Source organism: Cognataquiflexum rubidum, from assembly GCF_022538115.1.
Classification (GTDB): Bacteria; Bacteroidota; Bacteroidia; order Cytophagales; family Cyclobacteriaceae; genus Cognataquiflexum; species Cognataquiflexum rubidum.
On the sequence record NZ_JAKZAL010000054.1, the window covers coordinates 1 to 1,593 of the forward strand.

1 protein-coding gene is annotated in these 1,593 nt (G+C 40.5%); it reads right to left on the reverse strand.

Annotated elements, in window-relative coordinates; translation table 11 throughout:
- Positions 1-22 precede the first annotated feature (22 nt).
- Positions 23-1,366, reverse strand: a complete 1,344-nt coding sequence (locus MMU05_RS22975; protein WP_336246995.1) for an IS4 family transposase — start codon at positions 1,364-1,366, stop codon at positions 23-25.
- Positions 1,367-1,593 lie beyond the last annotated feature (227 nt).

Here is a 1,593-nt window from a genome sequence, read left to right on the forward strand (position 1 = left end):
TCCCGATAGCTATCCATAAGCGTCAAGCTAAGAAGAAATTTAGAATTTCAAGATGGTTGTTTTTGCCTTTTTTGGTTTCTGCCCTGCATTTCTTCTTTGCAGTTTCAAACAGGTTTACCAGCCAGGTTTCCAGGTTTTCACTATAAAATACGGCCTTTCTCATTTCGTTGGAAAGTCTCATCACAGTTTTGAAAAACTTCCATTCGCTGAGTTTTATAGGCTTTTCTCCTTTTTCACTTAGGTCTTCTATTGCCGCCAAAAACCTGCGGTTTATCATTATCCATATCATTTTGGCTATAAGCTGGCATTTAAATCTTTGGATTCTTACAGGTTTGACCCTATTAAGTTTCATCTGTGACTTCCACGTTTTGAATATCAGCTCTATCTGCCACCTCAGACTGTAGGTCTTCCGTACCTGTTCTGCGTTTGCCCACCCCTTTGGTAAATTGGTGATGATCATGTTGAGTCTTGTTTTGGCCCTGTAATCATCTGAGAGGGAGTACCCTTTGCTTTTTGCGGCCCTTTCAGCCTTCCTTATCCTTTCCCTGTAGGTCTGCTCACTGACCTTTTCCAATATCAACCGTGAAGGCAGCAGTTTTTTGCCTTTTTCTATCAATACATCGATTTCAATCCATCTGAATCCATTTTTACTTAGTTTCTTTTCGATTTTCACAAAGTCCAATGGCTTCTTCTCGCTATCCAGAACGGTCCATCTTGTATTGAGCCTGTTTACATAATATGAATGGTTTTGGCCGATCCGGTCGATATATTCCTGACTCACATAGGCAAGATCCCTAATATACAGGCAGTTCGGTTCTATCCTATCCAGGCTTTCCTTGGAATCCTTTTGGTCATTTCTGTTGGCAGGGGTGATGTTCAGGTCAGCAACACCTCCTGCTATCAGGTCATATTCGAACTGGATGCTTATCTGTGAGTCAACCCCAAAGCCACCGTGTCCCTTAAAATCCTCTCTGAACCTCTTGGGCAATTTAAACCTTGTGGAATCTTTGATGAGTATTTTGTCAAACCTGTAGGCATTTTCGGCTGTTAAGACAGCGGTTGCTTTTTTACCCAGCTGGTCTTGAAGGACTGCGGATATGAAACGGACTGCAGAATCATTGAACCGTTCCTGAATGGCCTGTTTGGAAATATGGGTTCCATAATACTGCGAAAAATCAAGGGCTATATCCTCAAGGCTTTGAAGCTTGGTGTCCCGTTCTGAAAAAAGAAGCAGTTCAAGAAATCTTTTCCCGTCCAGAACAGATTTCCTCTGCACGAACTGATGGCTTCTGGCAAGCTTGTTTAGGGAATCTGTATCGAATGAATCTTCGAAAAAAGACTTGAATTTATCAAGGTATTTATCGATAAATTGTTGATTTTCAGCTTTGTTCTTCTCCTAAATATACTTAAATTAAAGAAAATAAGGCAGGGAAACCCAACCGTTCATTGAATAACCTGCCTTATTAGTACACTAAATCTTATATAAATATGGAAAAGAACACTAAGTATTCCAAGGGAATACTACACCCTTTTCAATATCTTCCTAGCTGTTTCTATTTTTGTTAGCTTGACGGCTATGGATAGCTATCGGGA